The organism is Phenylobacterium sp., assembly GCF_041919955.1.
Lineage (GTDB): Bacteria > Pseudomonadota > Alphaproteobacteria > Caulobacterales > Caulobacteraceae > Phenylobacterium.
This window is the reverse complement of record NZ_JAYRSU010000021.1, coordinates 33862-50423: the sequence shown is the minus strand read 5'-3', so window position 1 is coordinate 50423 and position 16562 is coordinate 33862. Positions and strand designations below refer to the sequence as shown.

Below are 16562 nucleotides of genomic sequence, written 5' to 3'. Positions count from 1 at the left end.
ATCCTGCGGGAGAGACGAATGGCGCGTGGGCAAACTGGCTCCACAGCTAAGCGAAAGAGTGGTGATACGGGTGTCAGTGGTTCTTCAGAGGGTTCCGTAACCCGCGACGAACTCCTCCAGTACTATCGCGATATGCTGCTGATCCGCCGCTTCGAGGAGCGGGCGGGACAACTCTATGGCATGGGCCTCATCGGGGGCTTCTGTCACCTTTACATCGGCCAGGAGGCCATCGCTGTCGGCGTCCAGGCGATCAAGGAGCCGGGCGATCAGGTGATCACGGGCTACCGCGACCACGGTCACATGCTGGCCTGCGGCATGGATCCCAAGGAAGTCATGGCCGAGCTCACCGGCCGTGCTGGCGGTTCGTCCAAGGGTAAGGGCGGGTCGATGCATATGTTCTCGACCGAAGCCGACTTCTACGGCGGTCACGGCATCGTCGGCGGCCAGGTGGCGCTCGGCACTGGTCTGGCGCTCGCCAACCGCTACCGCGACAACAAGAAGGTGTCCTTCACCTACTTCGGCGACGGGGCGGCCAACCAGGGCCAGGTCTACGAGAGCTTCAACATGGCTCAGCTTTGGGACCTACCGGTCGTCTACGTGATCGAGAACAACCAGTACGCCATGGGCACCTCGATTGAGCGCTCCTCGTCCGAAACCCACCTTTACAAGCGAGGCTCCTCGTTCCGGATCCCCGGCGAGGAAGTCGACGGCATGGACGTGCTGGCCGTGAAGGCCGCCGCCCAGAAGGCCGCCGAACACGCTCGTTCGGGCAAGGGGCCCTACATCCTCGAGATGAAGACCTATCGCTACCGCGGTCACTCGATGAGCGATCCGGCCAAGTACCGCACACGTGATGAGGTCGACGAGGTCCGCAAGACCCGCGATCCGATCGACCATGTGCAGGAACTGCTGGCCTCGAAAGGCTGGGCCGACGAGGCCGCTCTCAAGGCCATCGACGCCGAAGTGAAGGCCATCGTCGCAGACGCGGCGGAATTCGCGCGCACCTCGCCCGAGCCCGAGCCGTCGGAGCTCTATACGGACGTCTATCTGGAGGCCGCCGAGTGACCGACGTCCTTATGCCGGCCCTGTCTCCGACGATGGAGGAGGGCACTCTCGCCAAATGGCACGTGAAGCAGGGCGACACCGTCCGTTCCGGCGATGTGATCGCCGAGATCGAGACCGACAAGGCGACCATGGAGGTCGAGGCCGTCGACGAGGGAACCATCGAAGTTATCCTGGTGCCCGAGGGCACCGAGGCGGTGAAGGTAAACACGCCGATCGCGCGGCTTTCGGGCGGCGACGCCTCCGCCGCCAAGGCTCCGGCTCAATCGTCGGGCGAGCCCGAGAAGGCGCAGCCGGAAGCTGCTCCCGTCCAACCTGAGGGCGAGGCGGCCGCGCCGGTCGTCCCGAAGGTCGAGCTGCGCGATCCGGAGCTCCCGGAAGGCGCCAAGCTCGTCAAGACGACCATCCGCGACGCCCTGCGCGACGCCATGGCCGAGGAGATGCGCAAGGACGACAAGGTGTTCCTGATGGGCGAGGAAGTCGCCCAGTACCAAGGCGCCTACAAGGTCTCGCGCGATCTGCTGCAGGAATTCGGCGACAAGCGCGTGATCGACACGCCGATCACCGAGTACGGCTTCGCCGGCCTCGGCGTCGGGGCGGCCATGGCGGGCCTGAAGCCGATCGTCGAGTTCATGACCTGGAACTTCGCCATGCAGGCGATCGACCACATCATCAACTCGGCGGCCAAGACGCTCTACATGTCGGGTGGCCAGATCAAGTGCTCGGTCGTGTTCCGCGGTCCGAACGGGGCCGCGGCGCGCGTGGCGGCCCAGCACAGCCAGGACTATTCGGCCTGGTACGCCCAGGTCCCGGGCCTGAAGGTCATTGCGCCGTACGACGCGGCCGACGCCAAGGGCCTGCTGAAGGCTGCGATCCGCGATCCGAACCCGGTCGTCTTCCTCGAGCACGAGATGATGTACGGCCAGGAGTTCGACGTTCCCGAGGACGTCGACTGGATCGTGCCGATCGGCAAGGCCAAGATCCGCCGCGAGGGCAAGGATGTGACCATCACCGCCCACTCGCGGATGGTCGGGCTGGCGCTCAAGGCGGCCGAGGAACTGGCCGCCGAGGGGATCGACGCGGAGGTCATTGACCTGCGCACCCTGCGTCCGCTGGATCACGAGACGATCGTCGAGAGCGTCAAGAAGACCAACCGCCTGGTGACCGCCGAGGAAGGCTGGGGCCCGATGGGCGTCGGCGCCGAGGTCGTGGCGCGGGTGCTCGAGCACGCCTTCGACTATCTGGACGCCCCGCCTGCGCGGGTGCACCAGAAGGACGTGCCGATGCCCTATGCGGCCAATCTGGAGGCGCTGTCGCTGCCCTCGGTGGAAGACATCGTGAAGGCGGCCAAGGCGGTCGCCTATCGCTGATGGCGGGCCTGCGACGCTTATGACCACGCTGGCCGGCCATTGCCACTGCGGCGCGATCAGGGTGGAGTTCGAGACCGGCAAGCCGGTCGCCGAGCTTCCGCTCCGCTCTTGCCAATGCGGCTTTTGCCGGCGGCACGGCGCGCGGACGACGAGCGATCCGACCTGCAGGCTGCACATCGAGGCCGCCCCGGGATCGATCAACCGCTACCGCTTCGGTCGGCGCGCCGTGGAGGCCCTGATCTGCGACGAGTGCGGGGTCTATGTCGCCTCGCTGCTCCAGACTGAAACTGCGGCGTTCGCCACACTCAACGTGGCGGGCGTCGAACTCCCCGGGTTTGCGGACCGGACCGCCGAACCCGCCATATACGACGAAGAAACCGACGAGGAGAGGCTGGCCCGGCGGAAGGCGCGCTGGACGCCCACCATCCTCGTCGAAGCCTTGCCCAGCGCCTGAGAAGCTCAAAGATGTCCATTGATGTTCTGATGCCCGCGCTCTCGCCCACCATGGAGGAGGGCACGCTCGCCAAGTGGCACGTGAAGAAAGGCGACACCGTCTCGTCCGGCGACGTGATCGCCGAAATCGAGACCGACAAGGCGACCATGGAGGTCGAGGCCGTCGACGAAGGAGTGGTCGAGGAGATCCTCATTCCCGAGGGCTCGGAAGGCGTGAAGGTCAATACGCCGATCGCGCGTCTGGCCGGTGAGGGCGCGCCCGCGGCTGCTCCCGCCAAGGCCGAGCCGGCCAAGACGGCTGAAGCGCCGAAAGCCGAGGCTCCGAAGCCCGCGGCCGCTGCGCCGACCGAAGCGCCCAAGCCTGCGCCGGCTGCGCCGGCCAAGGCCGCGGGGGAGCGGATTTTCGCCTCGCCGCTGGCCCGCCGCATCGCGGAACAGAAGGGCCTAGATCTCGGCCAAGTGCAGGGCTCGGGTCCGCACGGCCGCATCATCAAGCGCGACGTCGAGGGCGCTACGCCCCAGGCCAAGGCTCCCGCCGCCGCACCTGCGGCCGCCCCCGCCCCCGCCGCCTCCGCCCCGCGCCAAGCCCAGACCCTGGCTCAAATGGGCATCCCTGACGGCAGCTACGACCTCATCCCGCTGGACGGCATGCGCAAGACCGTCGCCCGCCGCATGACCGACAGCTTCCGCGACGTGCCCCACTTCCCGCTGACCATCGACCTTGAGATCGACGGCCTGCTGGCCAGCCGCGCCAAGATCAACGCCATGCTGGAGAAGCGGGGGGTGAAGGTCAGCGTCAACGACCTGGTCATCAAGGCCGCCGCCGTGGCCCTGACGCAGGTGCCGGAGGCCAACGCCTCCTATTCGCCCGAAGGCATCGCCATGCACCACCACGCGGACATCGCCATGGCGGTGGCGATCGACGGCGGCCTGATCACCCCGATCATCCGCAAGGCCGAGCAGAAGGGGCTGGCGCAGATCGCCACCGAGGCCAAGGATCTGGCCGAGCGCGCGCGGACCCGCAAGCTGAAGCCCGACGAATTCCAGGGCGGCACCTTCTCGGTCTCGAACCTCGGCATGTTCGGCATCAAGTCCTTCGCCTCGATCATCAACGAGCCGCAGGGCTGCATCCTGTCGGTGGGCGCGGGCGAGCAGCGCCCGGTGGTCAAGAACGGCCAGTTGGCCGTCGCTACGGTCATGACCGTGACGTTGACCTGCGATCACCGCGTGGTCGACGGGGCCGTCGGCGCACGCTGGCTCGCGGCCTTCAAGGCCCTGATCGAAGACCCCATCACGATGATCGTCTGAGGAAGCGGTAAGTCATGGATTTCGACGTCATCGTCATCGGCTCGGGCCCGGGCGGCTATGTCACGGCCATCCGCGCCAGCCAACTTGGCTTCAAGACCGCCATCGTCGAGCGCGAGACGCTCGGCGGCATCTGCCTCAACTGGGGCTGCATCCCGACCAAGGCGCTGCTGAAATCGGGCGAGGCCTATGAGAACCTCAGCCACCTGGCCGATTACGGAGTGAAGGTCGAGAAGGCCAGCTTCGACTTCGATGGGGTCGTGCAGCGCTCGCGCAAGGTCGCCGCGCAACTCAACTCCGGCGTCACCTACCTCATGAAGAAGCACAAGATCGAGGTGATCGAGGGGACGGCGAAACTGGAGAAAGGGGAGGGCGCGCCCAAGGTCGTCGTCGCCCTGAAGGCCGGCGGCTCGCGCACGGTGCAGGCCAAGCACGTGATCCTGGCCACCGGCGCCCGTGCGCGCACGATCCCCGCAATCGGACTTGAGCCGGACGGCGAACGGGTCTGGACCTATCGCGAGGCGCTGGTTCCGAAGGCCGCGCCGAAGTCGCTGATCGTCATCGGTTCGGGCGCCATCGGCATCGAGTTCGCCAGCTTCTATCGGGCCCTGGGCTCGGAGGTGACGGTGATCGAGGCGCTGCCTCGCATCCTGCCGGTCGAGGACGAGGAAGTCTCGAAGGCCGCGCACAAGGCGTTTGAGAAGCGGGGCCTCGAGTTCCGCGTCGGCGCCAGCGTCAAGAAGCTTACCAAGTCGAAGACCAGCGTCTCCATCGAACTGGAGGCTGGCGGCAAGTCAGAGACCCTGACCGCCGACGTCGCCATCGTCGCGGTCGGCATCGTCGGCAATGTCGAGGACCTGGGCCTCGAAGCCCTGGGCGTGAAGGTCGAGAAAACCCACGTGGTCACCGATAAGCACGGCGCGACCGGCGTCCCCGGCCTCTACGCCATCGGCGACGTCGCCGGCCCGCCCTGGCTTGCCCACAAGGCGAGCCACGAGGGGGTGCACTGCATCGAGCACATCGCGGGCCTGAAGCCGTCGAATCTCAACTCGCCTATCCCCGGCTGCACCTATTCGACGCCGCAGATCGCCTCGGTCGGCTTGACCGAGGCCCAGGCCAAGGATCAGGGGATCGAGGCCAAGGTCGGCCGCTTTCCCTTCAAGGTGAACGGCAAGGCGATCGCGGCCGGGGAGACCGAAGGCTTCGTGAAGACGATCTTCGACGGCAAGACCGGCGCCCTGATCGGCGCGCACATGATCGGCGCGGAAGTCACCGAGATGATCCAGGGCTTCACGCTGGCCATCACGCTCGAGGCGACCGAGGCGGAGGTCTTCGCGACCGTCTTCCCGCATCCGACCATGAGCGAGGCGATGCACGAAGCCGCCCTCGACGCGTTCGGACAAGTGCTGCACATCTGAAGCCAAGATCCTCCCCTTCGGGGAGGGAACTCCGTCAGGCGATAGAGGAGAGGGACTGCGCTGGATCAGTAGCCGTCAAGGTCCCCCTCGGCGCCCCTTCGGCTGAGATATCCGCTGAAGGGGAACTCGGATCTATCGTCGTCTGCGCCCACGCATCGCATCCAGGCTCCAGGCTCCGCCGCCCGCGAAGATCAGGTAGAAGAACACGAAGCAGTAGAGAATGGCCGGCTCGCCACCGTTCAGCGCCGGCCAGAAACCCTGAGGCGAATGGGCGGTGAAATAGGCTACCGCCATCTGGCCCGAGCAGATGAACGCGGCGGCGCGGGTGAACAGACCCAGCGTCAACAGTCCGCCGCCGATCACCTCGATCCAGGCCGCCGCCAACAGCATCATCGGCAGCGGATCCGGCGCGCCCGGCTGCGGCGCTGGGAAATGCAGCAGCTTCATCAGGCCGTGCTCCATGAAGAGCAGGGCGGCGATGATCCGCAGCAGGCTGAGCGTCCGCGGCGCCCAGGCGTCGAGGCTTTGCATCACGTTCCCTCCCAACAGGCGCGCAGGATCGGCGCCTGGAACGCGAGCGGGATCAGGCGGCGCGGCGGACTTCGGCCTCGGCCATGCGCGTGATCGCCACGTAGTCGGTCTTGCCAGTGCCCAGGACCGGCACCTCGGGCACCCGGATGATCTTCTTCGGCACCGCAAGTTCCGGGGCGCCGATCGTCTGGGCGTGGCTGAGCAGCGGGCCGGTGTCGGCGTCGCGGCGGTCGGTGACCAGGATCAGGCGCTCGCCCTTCTTCGGGTCGGGCATGGCGATGACGGCGTGGCGGCTGTCGGGCCACACTGCCGTGGCGATGTCTTCCGCCGCAGTCAGCGAGACCATCTCGCCGCCGACCTTGGCGAAGCGCTTCACGCGGCCGAGGATCTTAATCCAGTTGTCGTCCGTGATGTCCACGACGTCGCCGGTGTCGTGCCAACCGCCGGGCGGCGGCTCCAGGCCGGCTTCGGTGAGGTAGCCGCTCATCACATTGGGCCCGCGGACATAGAGGCGCCCGCCGCCGGGAATGCCTTCGACCGGCTCCAGGCGCGTCTCCATGCCTGGCAGCAGCCCGCCGACAGTGCCGCGACGATTGTCGGTCGGCTTGTTCACGGCGATGACCGGAGAAGCTTCCGTGGCGCCGTAACCTTCCAGCACCGGCACGTCGCCAAACCGCTCGCGGATCAGGTTGTGGGTTTCCTCGCGCACCTTCTCGGCGCCGCAGACGATGAACTGCAGGCCGGCCAGTTCGTCCGGCTCGGCGGCGCGGGCGTACTGGTTGACGAAGGTGTCTGTGGCCAGCAGCAGCGAGGCCTTGCTGTCCTTCACCAGCGGCGGAATCTGCTTGGTGTGCAGGGGCGAGGGGTATTCGAACGCCTTCATGCCGGTCAGCAGCGGCAGCAGGACGCCGTCGGTCAGGCCGAAGCAGTGGAAAGTCGGCAGCGGGTTGAACATCACCCAGTTCGGATCGAGCGGGATATGCGCGGCGATCTGCTCGACATTGGCGATCAGGTTCGACTGGCTGAGGATCACGCCACGCGGCGCGCCGAAGCTGCCCGAGGTGAAGAGGATCACGCCCGGATCCGAGGGCTTGGTCTCGGCCCGGAACTGTTTGGGCAGAGCGGCGGCCGCAGCGGCGAACAGCTTGTCCGACAGCCCGACTTTCTCGCGAACCTCTTCGAGATAGGTGATGGCGGCCAGGGGCTCCAGCGCGTCGATCAGGTCATGCAGCTTTCCCTGTTCGACGAAGCGGTGCGAGGTCAGCACCCGCTTCACGCCGGCCAGTTCACAGGCCGCCTTCAGGTTCCGGATGCCGGCCGTGAAGTTCAGCATGGTCGGGGTGCGGCCGAAGGCGTGCAGGGCGAAGAAGGTCACCACCGCGGCCGAACTGGCCGGCAGCATGACGCCGACGCGCTCGCCCGGCTTGGTCATGGCCGCGATCTTGCGGCCGAGCGCGAAGGCGGCGCGGATCAGGTCGGTGTAGCTGAGCGGATTGCGTTCCTGGTCTTCCAGGATCGGCTTCTTGGCGCCGTATCTGGCGCGCGCGTCGATGAGCGCGTCGAAAAGTGAGCGCTCGCACGAACGCGGGTCGAAAGAACGCGACAAAGGCGAAAACCTCCCCGAAACGTCTCGCCGTCTTCTTGGAGCGCGAGCCTATCGCCCGCGTCCATCATTGAAAAGATATGTTACAGGCCGTGACCGCGACCTGCGAGCGGCTTCTTCAAATCGCCGCTAGTTCCTGGAATTTCCTGTGGAATTCTCGAGGCCCTACATCGGCGAGCGCGCGGCTTTCACGACGTCCAGCACAGACTTGAGCCAAGGCGCCCGCCAGCGGTCCGCCTCCAGGTGCAGGGCGGGGCGCGCACCCGGGAGGACTTCGATACGACACTCGGGAGCCTGACGGCACAGCGCCGCCGCCCGGCCCTCCGGCGCGATCATCAGGACGGGCGCGCGCAACTGGGCGGCGCCGGTTTCGAGCGTTCGGCTGGCGACCTCGTAGGCCTTACCCCACCCCAGGCTGGGGGCGGCCAGCCGCAAGTCGGGGTTAGCGGTCATCCAGGCCTTGGTGACGGCGCCGCGCCAGAGGTCGTGAGTTCGCCTGGCGGCATAGTCGTCCGGCGTGTCGCGGTCCCAGGCCCGCCAGCCGGCCGGCTTGGCGTCAGGCTTGCGGACGGCGCCCAGGAGACGCGTCGTCGGCGGCGGCGCCAGGGCGGGCGAGCTAGCCACGAAGGCGTCGGCTTGCAGGCCCGATCGCAGGGCCGCCAGCGCCACCACCACTCCGTCTGCATGGCTGAGCAGCACCAGGCGTGCATCGGGCGACGGCTTGATCACCACACGGACCAATTCGCGCAGAGCGCCCACTTCGCGATCGAAACTAGGCACGAAGCCCAGATCGCGGGGCGAAACATAACGCCCCGAGCCGCCCTGGCCGGCGCGATCGAGAATCCAGACCGTGCAGCCCTGGCTGATCAGGTCCGAGGCGGTCTCGAACCAGGTTTCGGCCGTCTCGCCGTAACCTGGAACGATCACCACGATGGCGGTCGGGACGCGATGGGTGCTGGCGACGCCATAACGCTGTACTGGCCCGTCGCCCACGCCGACATAGCCCCAGGCCCAGCCCTCAGGCGGATAGAAGCGAGCCGAGAGCGACGGCGGCAGGCGGCTCTCGGCGAAAGGCGCGCGCGCGTCCTGGGGACCGCACGCCGCGAGCGAAAGCATCAATGCGGCGATCAGCGACGCGCGAACCATGGTCGAGTTTGAGCATGCGGCGGGGAGCCGCTCAATCGCGCCTTGATCCGAGGCCGCAGAAAGCCGATCTAGGCCGTATGGCGACCGTCATCGACACCATCGGGGGCCAACGGCCCCGGCACCCCGAAAAGCAGGCGCGTCCTGATACGCCCGTGCTGCGCAAGCCGGAATGGCTGCGCGTGCGTGCGCCAGGCTCGTCTGGCTACAACGCCACCCGCGCCATCGTGAAGGAGCACGGCCTGACCACGGTGTGCGAGGAGGCAGCCTGCCCGAACATCGGCGAGTGCTGGACCCAGAGCCACGCGACCATGATGATCATGGGCGAAATCTGTACGCGGGCCTGCGCCTTCTGCAACGTGACCACCGGCAAGCCGAACGCCCTCGACCCCACCGAGCCGGCGCGGGTCGCCGACGCCGTGGCCAAGATGGGCCTCAAGCACGTGGTCATCACCTCGGTCGACCGCGACGACCTGTCGGACGGCGGCGGGGCGCATTTCGCCGCCGTGGTCCATGCGATCCGCGCCGCTGCGCCGGGCACGACCATCGAGATTCTGACGCCGGACTTTCTGCGCAAGCCGGCGGGCGCGGCCGAGATCGTCATCGACGCCAAGCCCGACGTCTTCAACCACAATCTGGAGACCGTGCCCCGGCTCTATCTGTCGATCCGGCCGGGCGCGCGTTACTACCACTCGCTGCGTCTGCTGGAGCGGGTGAAGGAGCGCGACCCGAACCAGTTCACCAAGTCCGGTCTGATGGTCGGCCTCGGGGAGGCGAAGGAAGAGGTCATGCAGGTCATGGACGACATGCGCTCGGCCGGCGTCGACTTCCTCACCATCGGCCAGTACCTCCAGCCGACCCGCAAGCATGCGGCCATCGACCGGTTCGTCACGCCCGACGAGTTCAAGGCCTATGAAGAAATCGCCCGGGCCAAGGGCTTCCTGATGGTGTCGGCGAGCCCGCTGACGCGCTCCTCGCACCATGCCGGCGAGGATTTCGCCCGCCTGAAGGCCGCCCGGTTGGCCAAGGAAGCTGCGGCCTAGCGATTTGCCGCGCTATCACGTCGAGAAACTGCTGCCTTACACGCCCGACCAACTGTTCAAGCTGGTCGGCGACGTCGACGCCTATCCGGAATTCGTGCCCTGGATCCAGTCCATGCGGACCTGGAACGCGCGGATGGACGGGGAAGGTGCGACACTGGTGGACGCCCAGGCCGGCGTCGGCTTCTCGTTCCTCAAGGAGAAGTTCTCGACCCGGGTGCGCCGCGACGCCGCCGCGCGACAAATCGACGTTGCGCTGCTGTCGGGACCGTTCCGCCATCTGGCCAACCGCTGGCGCTTCGTCGAGGCCGAAGGTGGGACGAGGATCGAGTTCGACATCGACTTTGAATTCAAGTCGAAGCTGCTCTCGGGGATGTTGAGCGCCAACTTCCACCACGCCGTGGAACGGCTGATCGCCTGTTTCGAGGCCCGAGCCCGCGCTCTGTACCCCGTCTAGGTCATCCGGTCGCGCAGGGCCTGCAGGGCGGCCTGAACCGCCTGCGCCTGGATTTCAGCCCGCGTCACCCCATCGAACAACTCGGCGCGATGCATCAGCGCCTGATTGGAGCGGGCGGTGGCGATGTGCACAGTGCCGACCGGCTTCATCGGCGTGCCGCCGCCGGGACCCGCCACGCCGGTGATCGCGACGGCGACGTGAGCGTTCGAGGCTTCCAGGGCGCCTTCCGCCATCATCCGCGCCACCGGCTCCGAAACCGCGCCCAAATCGGCGATCAGGTCGCCTGGAACGCCCAGCAACTCCTGCTTGGCGCGGTTGGTGTAGACCACGAAGCCACGCTCGAAGACGTCCGAGGCCCCGGGAATCGAGCAGATCGCCCCGGCCACCAGGCCGCCGGTGCAGCTCTCGGCCGTGACGATGCGAAGCGAACGTTCCCGCGCTTCGTCGATCAGCAGCCGCGCCAGAGTTTCGATCTCCAGGGAAAACATGTGGCAACTCCTGGTTGGTGGGCCTTGGCGCGGACACGCCACACCATTCGTTTCGGGCGTCCATATTAGCCGAATCGAAGCCATGGCCATTCTCGAAGGGGCCGAGCGGCCCGTCGCGTCCATTTCGCCAGCCCTTTTCGCGCTGACGACCTTCGTCAGCGCAGGGCTGGTGTTCATGGTTCAGCCCATGGTCGCCAAGCTGGTCTTGCCGCTTCTCGGCGGCAGCCCCTCGGTCTGGAACACCTCCATGGCGTTCTTCCAGGTCGCGTTGCTCGCCGGCTACGGCTACGCCCACCTGCTTCAGAGGATTGGTTCGGTGCGCGTGCAGGCTGGACTGCACGTCGCTGCGCTTCTGATCGCCGCGCTAGCGCTACCCCTCCGTGTAAGCGGGGCCGTGGGCGAGCCGTCATCCGATCATCCGATCGTCTGGCTGCTCGGCGTGCTGGCGCTGTCGATCGGCGCGCCGTTTGCGATCCTGTCGGCGACGGCTCCGCTGGTGCAAGCCTGGCATGCGCGGACGGTGCACGCGCAAACCGGCGCCGAGCCCTACGCGCTCTACGCCGCGTCCAATCTGGGCAGCCTGCTGGCGCTCCTGGCCTATCCGGCATTGGTCGAGCCTCTGACAACCTTGAAGGCCCAGACTGGCGGATGGAGCGGCGGCTACGTCGCTTTCGTCATGCTGATGGCGGTCCTGGCGCTCGTCGTCTCCAGGTCGCGGGTTGCAGCGGTGGACATCGCAGCGCCGAACCTCGGGCCCGCTCCGACCTGGGCTCAACGGTTCACTTGGGTCGCATTGGCGGCTGCGCCATCCAGTCTGATGCTTGGCGTCACGACCCATCTGGCGACCGACGTCGCCTCGGCGCCGTTCCTGTGGGTCGTGCCCCTGGCGCTCTATCTGCTGACCTTCATCATCGCCTTTTCCGATCGACCGGTGGTCTCGCAGAAGACAACGCTGCTTCTGCAGGCTATCGCTGCCGCCGCTTGCGCCGCAGTTCTGCCCTTCAAATCGGCGGACCTGCTGACCCAGATCGCCATCCATTTGATGGCGTTCTTCGCCACGGCGCTGATGTGCCATCAGGCGCTTGTGGCCAGGCGGCCTGCGCCGGCGCGCCTGACGGAGTTCTATCTGTGGATGTCCTTCGGGGGCGTGGTCGGCGGATCGTTCAACGCCTTTTTGGCCCCGGTGATCTTCAGCAACGTCTGGGAGTATCCGCTGGTCCTGGCGCTGGCCTGCCTGGCGCGGCCGGGCTTCGGCGCCGTCGCGCCGTGGCGGTGGATGGTGTTCGCCCTTGGTGCGGCCGCAGCCGTGACCGCGCCCATCGTCGCCGTCGCGGCCACCAGCGCCAAGGTCGGGTTGATCTCCAACGGCCTGCTCATGCTGGCCGCAGCGTGCGCCTTGGCGAGCCGCGGGCGAACGTGGCTGTTCTTCGGCTTGATCGTATTCGTCTCGATCAGCGCGGAGGCGGTCGGCGACCGCGTCGACGTGCGACAGAGCTGGCGCAGCTTCTTCGGCGTGGTCCGCCAGTCTGAAATGCCCGTGCCGGGCATGAAGGGCCAGGTGCGGATGCTGTCGCATGGCACCACCCTCCACGGCGCCCAGGCGCAGCATCCGGACTACGATTGCCGGCCGCTGGTCTACTACGCGCCCGAGACGCCGATCGGCCAGGTCTTCTCGCGTGCCTGGGATCAGACCTCGCCTCATCGGATCGGCGCGGTCGGTCTCGGAACCGGATCGGTGGCCGCCTATACGCGACCGGGCGATCAGCTGACCTTCTTCGAGATCGATCCGCTGGTGATCCGCATTTCCAGCGATCCGAAGCACTTCAGCTACACGACCGCGTGCGCCGGCGGCAAAATCGACTACGTGCTCGGCGACGCTCGGCTGACGCTCGCCAAGCAGCAGGCGGCTTCATTTGATATTCTGCTGATTGACGCGTTCTCGTCGGACTCGGTCCCGGCTCACCTTCTTACGGTAGAAGCGATGCGGCTCTACTTGTCGAAGTTGAAACCGGGCGGGGTGCTGATCGTCCACCTTTCCAACCGCAATCTCGACCTGCGCGGTCCGGCCATGGCCGTGGCGGAAGCTGCCGGCGGCTATGCTCTGATCCAGCGCCACCATGTGAACAAGAAATCGCCGCCGCTCTGGGAGTCGCCGGAGGACGCGATGATCGTCACCCGCAGCCTTGAGGCGCTGAAGCCCTACGAGGCCGACAAGCGATGGTCACAGACCGATCCGCTGGCGGCGCGGCCCTGGACGGACGACTACACGAACATCGTGGGCGCGCTCTATGCGGAGTTGAAGACCCGCTGGACCTGGCTGCCTTAGGCCGGCGTCTCCACGGCGACAATGGCCTGGGCCAGCAGGCCTTCCTGGCGGCCGGTGAAGCCCATGCCCTCGGTCGTGGTGGCTTTTACGCTGACGCGATCCAGCGGCACGTCCAGCAGTTCGGCCAGACGCTGGCGCATGGCGTCGCGATGCGGGCGGATTTTAGGCCGTTCGCAGACCAGGGTGACGTCGGCGTTGATGATGCGGCCGCCCCTATTCGTCAGGATTTCGACCGCGTGCAGCAGAAACCTGTCGGACGCCGCACCCTTCCATTGCGGGTCGGACGGCGGGAAGTGCTCGCCGATATCGCCTTCGCCGATCGCGCCGAGGATGGCGTCGGTCAGGGCGTGCAGTCCGGCGTCCGCGTCGGAGTGGCCGATCAGGGTCTGATCGTGGTCGATCCGCACGCCGCATAGCCAGACCGCATCGCCCGGGCCCCAGCGATGGGCGTCTACGCCCTGGCCGATGCGGGTGATGCGGGCGCCGCCCGCGAAGCGCTCGGCCATGGCGAAGTCCTCCGGATAGGTCAGTTTCATCAGCATCGGATCGCCCGGCGTCACGACCACGCGACCGCCGGCGGCTTCGATGACCGCCGCGTCGTCCGTGGGTTCAGCGTCCTCGGGCAAGGCGGCGTAGGCCGCGCGCAACTGGCCGAGGCGGAACGCCTGCGGGGTCTGCACCCGCCAGAGGCCGTCGCGCGGAACCGTCTCCTCAATAATCGGCGAAGCACGCTTGAGGGTGTCGGCCACGGGGAGCCCCGGGATTGCACCGTCATGATCATCGAGCGCCGCCAGCAGCGCCTCGACGCAGGGCGCCGGCACGAAGGGGCGCGCCGCGTCGTGGATCAGCACCGGCGTCTCGTCGCCGGATTCCAACGCCGCGAGCCCGACTTGGACCGATTGTGCGCGGCTGGCGCCGCCGATCACCACCTTCGGCGCCGGAAATCCAACCAGGGCTGCGGCGGCGTCTTCCAGACGATCGGCTGTGGTCACCACAACGATGGCGTCCGCTCCGGCCCTGGCGAGCGCCTCGATCGACCAGGCGATGACCGGCCGTCCAGCCAAGATCCGCCAAGGCTTGGCGATTCCGGGCCCCGCCCGGGTGCTGGCGCCTGCGGCGACGATGACGGCTGAAAATCCCATGCCGCTTGTTTAGGGGGCGGGCGGCGAATGTCGAGGCTTTACGGCGCCGCACAATTTGCCTAAAACCGAGGCGGTGAGGGTGATTACAAAATGAGCAACTCGCTCGTCGTCGGGGGTGTTGAGGTCGCGGGGCGCGCATGGATCGCGCCAATGACCGGTGTCTCCGATCTTCCGTTTCGAAAGGCCGCGAGCGCGCTTGGCGCGGCCTATGTCGCGACTGAAATGGTCGCCTGCGCGGAGTTCTCCAAGGGGCGTCCCGACGTCGTGCGGCGTGCAGCCGTGGGCGAGGGGTTGCCGCTGATGGTGGTGCAGCTGGTGGGCCGCGACCCGGCTCACATCGCGCAGGGCGCCAGATTGGCCGCCCAGGCTGGCGCCCAGATTATCGACCTGAACTTCGGCTGCCCGGCCAAGGAGGTGACGGGCGTGCTCTCCGGTTCGGCTCTGATGCGTGAGCCGGACTTGGCCGAAAGCTTGATCGCGGCCGCCGTGGACGCCGTCGACGTGCCAGTGACGGTGAAGATGCGGCTCGGCTGGGACGACGCCTCGAAGAACGCGCCGGATATCGCCGCAAGGGCCGAGGCGCGGGGCGCGAAGGCCGTCACGGTCCATGGCCGCACGCGATGCCAGTTCTACAAGGACGTGGCCGACTGGTGCGCCGTCCGGCCGGTGACCGAAGCGGTGTCGATCCCGGTGATCGTCAACGGGGACATCACCTGCGGCGACAGCGCCCGACGCGCCCTGGCCGCTTCGGGGGCCGACGCGGTCATGGTCGGCCGCGGCGTCTACGGACGGCCATGGGTGGCGACGCAGATCGAGACGGAGCTGGCCGGCGGGGTGTTCGTCGAGCCGGACGTCGAGACCCGTTTGGAGATCGCGCTGACGCACTTTCGCGACAGCCTGAACTTCTACGGGGATCGGCTCGGCCTGAAGATATTCCGCAAACACCTGGCGTCCTACATCGAGAACGCTCCCTGGCCGGCCTCGGCGGAGGCGCGGCGCGTCGCGCGCTCGACCCTCTGCCGGCTGGAGGAGCCGGCCGCGGTTGAAGCGGCCCTCGGCGCCCTGTGGCGCGATCCGGACTCGAGGTTGGCGGCATGAACAACCAGAACCGCGCGACGCAGGGCGGACCGAGCCTCGACCTCCTGAAGGCGAGCGCGTTCGACGCCTCGCCCGAACCGGCGCTGGTCATTGGCCCCGACGGTTCACTCGTTGCGGTCAACGAGGCGGCCGAGGCGCTGTTCGGCCAGGGGCTGGGCCTGCTGGCCCGCGGGCGGTTCGGAGCGGCGCTGCCGCCGGGCTCCGCTCTGGTGTCGTTGCTGGAACGCGCCACCGAGGAAGGTGTGCGGGTCCGAGAGCGCGGTGTCGAAATCAGCCTCTTCGGCCATCCGTCGTTCGAGGCCGACGGCGCGGCGACGCCGCTGGCCGACGGCTCGGTGGTGCTGACCCTGCACGTAAAGGGCGGGGCGCTGGGAGCGGCGGACCGCACCGGGGCCGAGCAGGCGGGACTGCGGACCATCGTCGGGCTGGGCCACATGCTGGCCCACGAGATCAAAAATCCGCTGGCGGGCATTCGCGGCGCAGCGCAGCTGTTGAAGACCGGCGCCAAGGCCGAGGATGCGCCGCTGGCCCAGCTGATCGTCGACGAAACCGACCGCATCCGTCGTTTGGTCGACCGGATGGAGGCGTTCTCGGACGACGCACTGCCCGATTGCTCGCCGATCAACATCCACCAAGTGCTGGACCGCGTGAAGGCGCTGGCGGCCAACGGCGTCGCTGACGGCCTCCAACTCGCGGACGATTACGACCCCTCGCTGCCGCCCGCCTTTGGCGACGAGGACCAGCTGATCCAGATCTTCCTCAACCTTGTGAAGAACGCGGCCGAGGCGGCGCATGCACGCGGCGACGGACGCGGGGCGATCACGGTCCACACTGGCTATCGCCATGGGGTGAAGGTGCGCTCGGCCAAGGGGCAAACCCTGCGCAGCGCGCCGTTGGAGATCCGCGTCCAGGACAACGGGCCGGGTGTGCCTGCGCATCTACGCGAGAGCCTCTTCCAGCCGTTCGTCAGCACCAAGACCCACGGCGCGGGCCTCGGCCTGGCGCTGGTGGCCAAGCTGGTCGCCGGACATGGCGGCCTGATCGACTTCGAGTCCGAGCCGGGGCGGACGGTGTTCCGTGTCCTGCTGCCTATCGCGTCTGAGGAGGCCGTGCCGGCATGAATGCG

Annotated in this window: 15 protein-coding genes; 10 read left to right on the top strand and 5 right to left on the bottom strand. The window is 67.5% G+C overall.

From position 1 onward, the window contains the following. Positions 1-18 precede the first annotated feature (18 nt). From pdhA to lpdA, 5 genes are read left to right on the top strand one after another with little or no spacing between them, the layout of a single operon-like run. A complete protein-coding gene (pdhA, locus tag ACE3T2_RS16610) occupies positions 19-1065 on the top strand; it encodes a pyruvate dehydrogenase (acetyl-transferring) E1 component subunit alpha (RefSeq protein ID WP_374659339.1) in 1047 nt (348 codons plus the stop codon). Then, positions 1062-2432, top strand: coding sequence for a pyruvate dehydrogenase complex E1 component subunit beta (locus ACE3T2_RS16605; protein ID WP_374659337.1), 1371 nt, complete (start codon positions 1062-1064; stop codon positions 2430-2432). The genes pdhA and ACE3T2_RS16605 overlap by 4 nt, the downstream gene beginning before the upstream one ends. Positions 2433-2451: 19 nt before the next feature. After that, positions 2452-2886, top strand: a complete 435-nt coding sequence (locus ACE3T2_RS16600) for a GFA family protein (protein ID WP_374659335.1) — start codon at positions 2452-2454, stop codon at positions 2884-2886. A gap of 11 nt (positions 2887-2897) precedes the next feature. Continuing rightward, positions 2898-4193 carry a pyruvate dehydrogenase complex dihydrolipoamide acetyltransferase gene (locus tag ACE3T2_RS16595; RefSeq protein ID WP_374659333.1) on the top strand — a complete coding sequence of 432 codons (1296 nt, stop codon included), beginning with the start codon at positions 2898-2900 and terminating at the stop codon, positions 4191-4193. Positions 4194-4207: 14 nt separating this feature from the next. Further along, positions 4208-5608, top strand: a complete 1401-nt coding sequence (gene lpdA, locus ACE3T2_RS16590; protein ID WP_374659331.1) for a dihydrolipoyl dehydrogenase — start codon at positions 4208-4210, stop codon at positions 5606-5608. A 132-nt stretch (positions 5609-5740) separates the two neighbouring features. Here the strand turns inward: lpdA and ACE3T2_RS16585 are convergent, their stop codons facing one another. From ACE3T2_RS16585 to ACE3T2_RS16575, 3 genes are all read right to left on the bottom strand, one after another. Then, complete coding sequence (locus tag ACE3T2_RS16585) at positions 5741-6139, bottom strand: DoxX family protein (RefSeq protein ID WP_374659329.1); 399 nt, start codon at positions 6137-6139, stop codon at positions 5741-5743. 52 nt (positions 6140-6191) lie between these two features. After that, positions 6192-7745 (bottom strand): AMP-binding protein, encoded by a 1554-nt coding sequence (locus ACE3T2_RS16580; RefSeq protein ID WP_374659327.1) that lies wholly within the window; start codon positions 7743-7745, stop codon positions 6192-6194. 162 nt (positions 7746-7907) lie between these two features. Next, positions 7908-8888 (bottom strand): serine aminopeptidase domain-containing protein, encoded by a 981-nt coding sequence (locus ACE3T2_RS16575; RefSeq protein ID WP_374659325.1) that lies wholly within the window; start codon positions 8886-8888, stop codon positions 7908-7910. A 77-nt stretch (positions 8889-8965) separates the two neighbouring features. On the opposite strand from ACE3T2_RS16575, the gene lipA reads away from it, so the two are divergent. After that, positions 8966-9928, top strand: coding sequence for a lipoyl synthase (lipA, locus tag ACE3T2_RS16570; protein WP_374659323.1), 963 nt, complete (start codon positions 8966-8968; stop codon positions 9926-9928). A 4-nt stretch (positions 9929-9932) separates the two neighbouring features. Then, positions 9933-10382 carry a type II toxin-antitoxin system RatA family toxin gene (locus ACE3T2_RS16565; protein WP_374659321.1) on the top strand — a complete coding sequence of 150 codons (450 nt, stop codon included), beginning with the start codon at positions 9933-9935 and terminating at the stop codon, positions 10380-10382. Here ACE3T2_RS16565 and ACE3T2_RS16560 read toward each other — a convergent pair. Beyond that, positions 10379-10870, bottom strand: coding sequence for a CinA family protein (locus ACE3T2_RS16560; RefSeq protein WP_374659319.1), 492 nt, complete (start codon positions 10868-10870; stop codon positions 10379-10381). The genes ACE3T2_RS16565 and ACE3T2_RS16560 overlap by 4 nt on opposite strands. A gap of 82 nt (positions 10871-10952) precedes the next feature. Here ACE3T2_RS16560 and ACE3T2_RS16555 point away from each other — a divergent pair, with 82 nt between their 5' ends. After that, complete coding sequence (locus ACE3T2_RS16555) at positions 10953-13196, top strand: spermidine synthase (RefSeq protein WP_374659317.1); 2244 nt, start codon at positions 10953-10955, stop codon at positions 13194-13196. Here the strand turns inward: ACE3T2_RS16555 and ACE3T2_RS16550 are convergent. Next, entirely contained in the window at positions 13193-14338 is a 1146-nt protein-coding gene (locus ACE3T2_RS16550) for a bifunctional 2-C-methyl-D-erythritol 4-phosphate cytidylyltransferase/2-C-methyl-D-erythritol 2,4-cyclodiphosphate synthase (RefSeq protein WP_374659315.1), read from the bottom strand. The genes ACE3T2_RS16555 and ACE3T2_RS16550 overlap by 4 nt on opposite strands. A gap of 90 nt (positions 14339-14428) precedes the next feature. Here ACE3T2_RS16550 and dusB point away from each other — a divergent pair, with 90 nt between their 5' ends. After that, positions 14429-15436: a tRNA dihydrouridine synthase DusB gene (gene dusB, locus ACE3T2_RS16545; protein WP_374659313.1), complete on the top strand. Its 1008-nt coding sequence runs from the start codon at positions 14429-14431 to the stop codon at positions 15434-15436. Next, complete coding sequence (locus ACE3T2_RS16540) at positions 15433-16557, top strand: nitrogen regulation protein NR(II) (RefSeq protein ID WP_374659311.1); 1125 nt, start codon at positions 15433-15435, stop codon at positions 16555-16557. Before dusB ends, ACE3T2_RS16540 begins: the two co-directional genes overlap by 4 nt. The last annotated feature ends 5 nt before the right edge of the window (positions 16558-16562 follow it).

Excerpts from the sequence above, each read along its gene's own strand:
- ACE3T2_RS16575 (WP_374659325.1), bottom strand. The coding sequence starts at position 8,888 with ATGGTTCGCGCGTCGCTGATCGCCGCATTGATGCTTTCGCTCGCGGCG.
- lipA (WP_374659323.1), top strand. The coding sequence starts at position 8,966 with ATGGCGACCGTCATCGACACCATCGGGGGCCAACGGCCCCGGCACCCC.
- ACE3T2_RS16585 (WP_374659329.1), bottom strand. The coding sequence starts at position 6,139 with ATGCAAAGCCTCGACGCCTGGGCGCCGCGGACGCTCAGCCTGCTGCGG.
- pdhA (WP_374659339.1), top strand. The coding sequence starts at position 19 with ATGGCGCGTGGGCAAACTGGCTCCACAGCTAAGCGAAAGAGTGGTGAT.
- dusB (WP_374659313.1), top strand. The coding sequence starts at position 14,429 with ATGAGCAACTCGCTCGTCGTCGGGGGTGTTGAGGTCGCGGGGCGCGCA.
- ACE3T2_RS16560 (WP_374659319.1), bottom strand. The coding sequence starts at position 10,870 with ATGTTTTCCCTGGAGATCGAAACTCTGGCGCGGCTGCTGATCGACGAA.
- ACE3T2_RS16550 (WP_374659315.1), bottom strand. The coding sequence starts at position 14,338 with ATGGGATTTTCAGCCGTCATCGTCGCCGCAGGCGCCAGCACCCGGGCG.
- lpdA (WP_374659331.1), top strand. The coding sequence starts at position 4,208 with ATGGATTTCGACGTCATCGTCATCGGCTCGGGCCCGGGCGGCTATGTC.
- ACE3T2_RS16600 (WP_374659335.1), top strand. The coding sequence starts at position 2,452 with ATGACCACGCTGGCCGGCCATTGCCACTGCGGCGCGATCAGGGTGGAG.
- ACE3T2_RS16595 (WP_374659333.1), top strand. The coding sequence starts at position 2,898 with ATGTCCATTGATGTTCTGATGCCCGCGCTCTCGCCCACCATGGAGGAG.
- ACE3T2_RS16555 (WP_374659317.1), top strand. The coding sequence starts at position 10,953 with ATGGCCATTCTCGAAGGGGCCGAGCGGCCCGTCGCGTCCATTTCGCCA.
- ACE3T2_RS16540 (WP_374659311.1), top strand. The coding sequence starts at position 15,433 with ATGAACAACCAGAACCGCGCGACGCAGGGCGGACCGAGCCTCGACCTC.